This window comes from Streptomyces sp. NPDC102274 (genome assembly GCF_044766385.1).
GTDB lineage: Bacteria > Actinomycetota > Actinomycetes > Streptomycetales > Streptomycetaceae > Streptomyces.
The window spans coordinates 247,067-253,810 of the sequence record NZ_JBIWLW010000012.1; the positions used below are offsets into that span (position 1 = coordinate 247,067).

Consider the following 6,744-nt stretch of genomic DNA (forward strand, 5'->3'; position numbering starts at 1 on the left):
CCTCTCTGCTGGACGGTGCTGTACTGGACGGTTCCGGGCTGGACAGTGGATTACGGGAAGGGGTGCGGGGCCGGGTTGATGTCGTCCGGCCCGAGATCGTGGTCGCGCAGTCCCGCTGTACGCAGCGCGGTGCGCAGCCGGGGCATGGTGCGGGCCCGCTGCCGGGACCAGCCGAAGTCGATCGGCAGCAGCCCCGGGACGAGCACGCTGACGGTGTGCAGCCCGAGCGTGCGCTGCTCGGGCATGGTCTGGTCGACCACCACCACGTCGAAGCCGGCTCCGGTCACCGCGTCGACACAGCGCCGCAGATCCTCGCGGAGATCCTCGGCGGCCATGGCGCCGGAGGGGTCCGGCCAGCACAACTCATGGACGGTGCACGAGGGTTCGGGGGCGACTCCGCGCCGCAGCGGACTGTCCGGATCCAGCAGGAAGTCGGCGTACTCGCCCATCTCCGGCACCCCGTACACCAGGGGATGGTCGTGCAGCGCCGTCACGCGGTCGAAGTCCCGGGCCATGGCGCGCAGCCGGGGCCCGTCGCGCTCGGTGCGGTCCCGCAGGTTCACGGCGTCGGTCGCGATCTCGCAGAGCGCCGAGTCGAGCGCGGACTCGGGGTCGAGCCCGGCGCCCGCGCCGAAGCACATCCGGCCGGGTCCGCCGTCGAAACGCTCGGCCACGGCGGTGATCACCGGCACCGGGAAGGTGATCCGGGTGTCGAAGAACCGTGCGCGGTAGCCGTACATCGCCAGCCGGGCGACCATGTGCCGGGTGGCGGCGCGGGTGCTGGTGACCGGGTCGATCTCGGGCAGCGGCTGCTGCCCGTACCAGGCGAGAAGGAAGGCGTCGCGCTCGATGACCTCCATCAGCCCGAAGTAGATCGCCTCTTCCAGACAGCCGCCGGAGGCGCAGCCGTTGGAGCTCTCCTGCACGAACCGGTTCTCCAGGCCCGGCGCGTGATAGTACGTCAGTACCTCAGGCACCAGCCGCGGCTGCTCGTCACGCAGGGAGTAGCCCCATACCCAGGGGATCTCCCGGTCCGGCGCGAACGGGCGGACCCGTGGGTTGGCCCGGTAGAAGTCCGGTGCGTACAGGCCCACTTCACGGGGGTCGACGGCCTCGGCGCCGAACCGGTCGAGCGTTCCGGTGACGCTGGTGATCCGCGAGCGCGCCCGCATCCCCGCGTAGCGCTCCATGCCTTCGAGCACACCGATCCGGTTGCTGTGGCCGAAGGAGTCGGCGTGGCCGCCCCAGAACGTCTCGCGCAGATACTCGCCGGAGCGCATCGAGAAGCAGCCGATGGTCGCGGAGGTGGAGGTGGAGGAGACGTCATGGACCACGGACGGCCCGAGCGCGCCGCACACCGGGTTGGCGAAGGCGGCGACGTCGATGTCGTACGCCTCGATGGGCCGCAGCCGGAAGGAGCCGGAACGGTGTTTGGGGGCGGGACGCAGGGTGATCCGGGCGTCCTCGGCGCTGTCGGTTCGCGGCGTGGCGCAGCGCGGGCATTCGGGGTCGGGCACGAGCGGATAGCACCGGACCGTGAGGGTCCGCAGATCCACCAGCCGGATCTCGGGGAACGGGCCTCCGGGGGCGGGTGGCCGCTCGCGCAGTGCGGTGACCAGCGCGGCCACCGCGTCCGCCGCGAACGGTGTGGCGTAGGGCCACTCCGCCGCGGCCCTGGTATCCCCGCCCAGTTCGAGGGCGTCGCGCAGGGCCACGGACCGTACGGCCTGCCAGCGGCGGGCCAGACAGTGGGAGCAGGCCGGGGCCGGTGCGCCGTCGGCACCTGGCAGGGGCCCGATGACGGCGTGCGCGCCGTACAGCCGCACCGGGACCGACGTTTCGGGGTGCCGGGCGGCGTCACACCCGTCGGTGTACGCGGCGTCCTGTCCGGTGGCGAACGCGTCGTGCGTACCGAGCACGCCGATGTTCACCTCGGGTCCGCCGAGCCGCGCCAGGGCCTGACGCAGCAGGCCCTCCGCCGGGCGGACATCGACTGTGCTAAGCACCACGGGATGCCTCCGTGGTGAGGAGCACGCGGGCGGTTGTGATGCCCGCGATGGCCAGGTCCGCGGAGCCGGTGTCCACCATCAGGGCGTCGCGTCCCGCCGCCCGGAGCCGGTCGAGCACCTCGGACCAGCCGGTCACCGCCCGGGAGGCGACGGCCCCGGTCCCCTCGGTGTCCGTGGCGTGGATCGTCGTCGCGTCGAGGTCACGCAGGAGCGGATCGCCGAGGTCGAACGGCGCGGCCGTCTCCTCCCGGCCCAGCTGCACCTGTCCCAGCAGATCGCGCAGCGCGGCGACCGCGGCGCTCTGTGCGCGGATGTCGCTGCCGACGGCCCAGTGTCCGGCTCCCCGGGCGAGCAGCACATGGGCGCCGGAGCGGTCGCTCTCGCCCAGGTCGAGCAGGTCCAGCTCGATGTCGAGGACGGCCGCGGACCGGACGAGGAAGGTGAGTTCGGCATCGGCCCCCTCCCCCTCCGCGAGCGGCTTCAGCGGCACCCTGCTCGCCGTACCGCCCCACAGGGTGCGACACAGCGCGTCATGGGCGAGAGCGGAGAGCAGACCGTCGGCGGCGGCGTCCGCCGCCGAGGCTCCCGCTCCGGTCCCGGCGCGCGTCGGCTCGAACAGCCGGTCGGCGTTGTGCGGGCCGAAGGTGCGTACAGCCGCAGCCGGTACGAGAATCCGCTCCTTGGTGAGCAGCGAGACGGCCCGGGTCCAGGCCGTCACCCGCGCACCGCCCGTCCCCGCTCCGCCGGAGAGTGCCAGCGCGCCCGGCTCCACGGCCGGCACGCTCGCACGCATCGCGTCGAGCTGATCCTCCGTCAGAACGTCTGCGGTGGGCACGACATGCTCCGCGTACACCCCGGCCGCCGCGTTCAGCGCCCGCAGCCGTGCCCCCGCGACATGGTGCACATCGAAGGCGGCGATCCGACGGGAGGCGCCGTGGCCGGTGCCGAACTCGACGAGGGTCGCCTTGAGCGGTATCTGCGTGAGCGGCTCGTCGGCGAACCGGCCGAAGACTCCGGCGCGCGGCCGGACCAGGACCGAGCGGCGGTTCAGCTCCTCCACCAGTGCTTCGGCCTCCCGGGCCGTGTCGACCGTCGGCATCGGCGGAGTGCCGCTCCCGGCCTCCGTGAGGTCCGCGGGGAGATCCAGCGGGAGGTCCAGAGGGACGCCCAGGGGGAGATCCACGGAGCCGGCCGGGGCACCGGCCGCCGCCGTCCCGGCGCAGAACGGGCAGCGCGGGTGCGGCAGCAGGGGTTCGGCCGTGACATCGAGGGACTTCATGTCCTGGATGATCAGCTGGCCCGCGGTCTCCGCCGGTAGTGCGCCGGTGGTGATGCGGAAGATCTCGTAGCCGAGCAGATTGCCGATCATCGCCGCCAGGGGGCGGCTCGGGAGATCACCGGCCGGTACGGAACCGGGCAGTGCCAGACCGCTCCAGATGTCCGCAGCTGCCGCCGCCCCGTCGTGGGAACCGATCCGCAGCACCGCGCAGGACCAGCAGCCGGCCGTGTCGGGCGTCATCAGCGGTCCCACCACGGCGAACTGGCCGTAGGACCAGGCCGGCAGGAGCGTACGGCCCTCGGGCACGCCGGCCCGGAGCAGCGGGAACAGCCGCCGCGGGGCCGCGGGTCCCCCGGTCACCACCACGAGGTCGTACGACGCGAGGTCCGCCCAGCTCGGGGGCTGCCGGGGGTCGTCCGCCCCGATCCGCCGGAGGTCCACGGGGCAGCCGTCGGACGCCGCCTCCCGTGCCTCGGACTCCACGATCTCGATGCTCTCGGCTCCGAGTCCCGGCTGCACGCCGATGGTCGCGGAACCGTTGCGGATCAGGCTGAGGACGCACCAGCGGGCCACGAGGTCGTCGCCGAGCACGGCCACCCGTGCCGTACGGAAGCGGTGGAAGCGTCGCTCGGCGTCGTCGGAGTAGTGGTCGGCATAGGCGATCTGCGGGGCGAAGCGCCGTGCCACGTCGGGCGGTGTGTCGTGCGCCTGGCTCGCGGTCGCCGGGACCGGCCGGGCGAAGTCCCGTTCGTACAGGCTGTTCACCAGCTCGCCGACCATGGAGCGCTGCTGGTCGCCGAGGCCCTGGCAGATCTCGGAGACGGAGTGCTCGCCGGTGAGATGCGGCACGATCAGTGTGGCGAACCGGTAGGCGGACCTGGCCGTCAGCTGGAACCCGCCGTCGGCGTTGTGGAAGAGCACTCCCTCCGGTGTTTCGGTGAAGAGCACGTCGCGGCGGATGCGCGGGCGGGTCGAGGCAACGGTCGCGTAGGTCGCTGAGCCCATGAGAATGACACCCCTGGATGCTTGGTCAAGGTGGCCTGATCGTGGTGGAGTTCGGGCGTCGCCCGTCAGTGGCGTGCAGTCGCCGCCTGGCTGTTGTGCCTCTCGCGCGCCTGCTGACGCGCGTAGATTTTCAGCAGTCGATGGATGCGGTACGGGCCGGGCGGCCCTTCTTCGAGCAGGCCCGCGTCGGCGAGCCGCTCCAACGCCTCCTCCGCCTCGGGCGAGTCACCGAGCGCGTGGGAGGAGAGCAGCAGCCCCTCGTGGTCGCCGAGCCGGTGGAAGGCTTCCCGCCAGCGCGGCTCCAGCCGGCGCAGCGCGCCGCCGAACACCTGCGGTACGGACAGCCGCGGATCGTCGGCGAGGGAGAGTCTGGCCGGCAGATCCTCCGCCAGCCAGGCCGCACAGTCCTCGACGCGCAGCCCGGGGCGGGTGAGCAGCCGGGCGGCGGCGATCCGCAGACTGAGCGGGAAGTGGCCGCAGATACGGGCGAGTTCGCCTGCGGCGTCCGGTTCCGCGGCCACGCGTTCGGGGCCGAGAACGGCGGCCAGCAGTTGCCGGGATTCCGCCGGATCCAGGGTGGACAGCCGGTGAACGCTGCCGCCGTGCGTGGCCATCAGTCCGGCCAGACCGCGCCTGCTGGTGACGATCGCGGCGCCGCCCGGCCTGGCCGGGAGCAGTGGACGGACCTGATCGGGGCTGGTCACATCGTCGAGGACGAGCAGCGTCGCGCCGTCGGCGGTTCCGGGCGGCGGCAGGTGCGCCAGCGCCTCGGCCGGGGGGACGGAGGAGCCGTCCTCACGCGTCATGGCCAGGATGAACACGCCGCCGGGGAAGCTGTCCTGGGTGTCATGGGCGGCTTGCCGGGCCAGCGCCGTCTTTCCGATGCCCGGGGCTCCGGAGAGGACCACGACGGTGGTGTCCGTCGATCCGGCGGTGAGGCGGGCGGTGATCGCCGCCCGCTCGGCGGCGCGGCCGGTGAAGGACGGCACCGGCGGCACCGGCCGTACGGCGGGCGTGAGCGGTACGGACGGTACGGGAACGGGGGCCGGGGCGGCGATCGCCAAGGGCTCGGGGCGCGGGGCGCGAGCCACCTCCGTACGGCCGCCGGGCGGCGGCGCCGTCCGGTCGAGCGCCGGATCGAGTGCGGGTGGGCCGAGGTCGTCGCCGCGCAGGATCGACAGTTCGAGCCGCTGGAGCGACGGGCCGGGATCGACGCCCAGTTCCTCTTTCAGCCGGCCTTTCACACTGCGGTACTCGGAGAGCGCCTCCGACTGCCGGCCGGTTCGGTAGAGCGCCTCGATGAGCTGTTCGGAGAACCGTTCGCGACCGGGGTGCCGGCGAGCGGCCTCCCAGAGGTCGACCAGTACCTGACGACATCGGCCCAGCGCGAGCTCGATGTCACAGGCCCGTTCGAGCGTACGCAGCCGCTCCTCGGTCAGCCCCGGCACCTCGTCGCGGTGCAGCATCGGGGACGGCACATTCGCCAGCAGGGGTCCCTGCCAGAGCGTGAGCGCCTCCTTGAGCCGGTACAGCTCGCCCTCGGCGTCGTCGGCGTCGTCCGCCGCCCGTACCAGCGCGCGGAACCGCACCAGGTCGAGCGTGTCGGCGTCGGCGTTCATCCGGTAGCCACCGGGCACCGCCTCGATGACATTGCGCGTGACTCCGTACTTGACGAAGATCCGGCGCAGTCTGAGGACACAGCTCTGGAGCGCGGCCCTGGCCGTGGCCGGCTGGTCCTCGTCCCACAGGGCGCGCAGCAGATAGCCGGTGGACACGACGGATCCGGGATGAATGAGGAGAGCCGCCAGCAGGCTGGACGGTTTGGACGGTTTAAGAACAACAACGTCATGGCCCTCGGCAATACTCAAAGGGCCCAGAAGCTGAAAACGCACGCGGCTCCCGCCCCCGAATCAGTACTCGCGTCCATGACGCATGAAAGTGCCAAATCCTGGGCACCTCACGACGTCAGGACATCCGTGGACGGAAATGGTGCGCATTTTTCTCCGGTACAGACCTCTGTCAGGCCCCACTGATTCCCTACTCCCCCGTAGCCACACAGCCGAGTTGCCCCGTCACCTTCGGCGAGGGCCAGCTCAGTGGAGTGATACGTACCGCTGTTCCAAAGAAAATTAACGTCGCTTTACCAACAGATGAATAGGCTCGGCTGCACACCTATGGTTGTTTCCAAAACAATGCCGACGCCCAGAACTTGTTGGGCATCCTAGTAACTCGCCCATGGAAAGTCGACCCTCCGGCCCAGCGGCATTCCCGGACGGCGAACCAACCGGAAAGAAGCACTTATTGAGTGTGAATACGGCCCGCCGTCGCGAACACGCACAAAGGGAACAGGCACAAAGCTTGACTCTGTCGGGGATCTTGGATGGTTGAGGTCAGGTGCCGAGGGTGCGCCAGGACTTTGACCGGGGGATCCCGTGCTGGTCCAGGAAGGTC

General features: G+C 71.4%; 3 protein-coding genes. All 3 read right to left on the reverse strand.

Annotated features, from left to right (window positions below; all coding sequences use genetic code 11):
- Nucleotides 1-50 precede the first annotated feature (50 nt).
- The 3 genes from ACIRQP_RS19200 to ACIRQP_RS19210 all read right to left on the reverse strand — a co-directional run bounded on the left by ACIRQP_RS19200 (nucleotide 51) and on the right by ACIRQP_RS19210 (nucleotide 6,185).
- The gene (locus ACIRQP_RS19200) at nucleotides 51-2,009 is read right to left on the reverse strand and encodes a TOMM precursor leader peptide-binding protein (protein ID WP_403891188.1); all 1,959 of its coding nucleotides are present in this window, start codon (nucleotides 2,007-2,009) and stop codon (nucleotides 51-53) included.
- Nucleotides 1,999-4,293, reverse strand: coding sequence for a TOMM precursor leader peptide-binding protein (locus tag ACIRQP_RS19205; protein ID WP_403891191.1), 2,295 nt, complete (start codon nucleotides 4,291-4,293; stop codon nucleotides 1,999-2,001). Before ACIRQP_RS19205 ends, ACIRQP_RS19200 begins: the two co-directional genes overlap by 11 nt.
- A 65-nt stretch (nucleotides 4,294-4,358) precedes the next feature.
- Nucleotides 4,359-6,185: a BTAD domain-containing putative transcriptional regulator gene (locus ACIRQP_RS19210; RefSeq protein ID WP_403891195.1), complete on the reverse strand. Its 1,827-nt coding sequence runs from the start codon at nucleotides 6,183-6,185 to the stop codon at nucleotides 4,359-4,361.
- Between the last annotated feature and the right edge of the window lie 559 nt (nucleotides 6,186-6,744).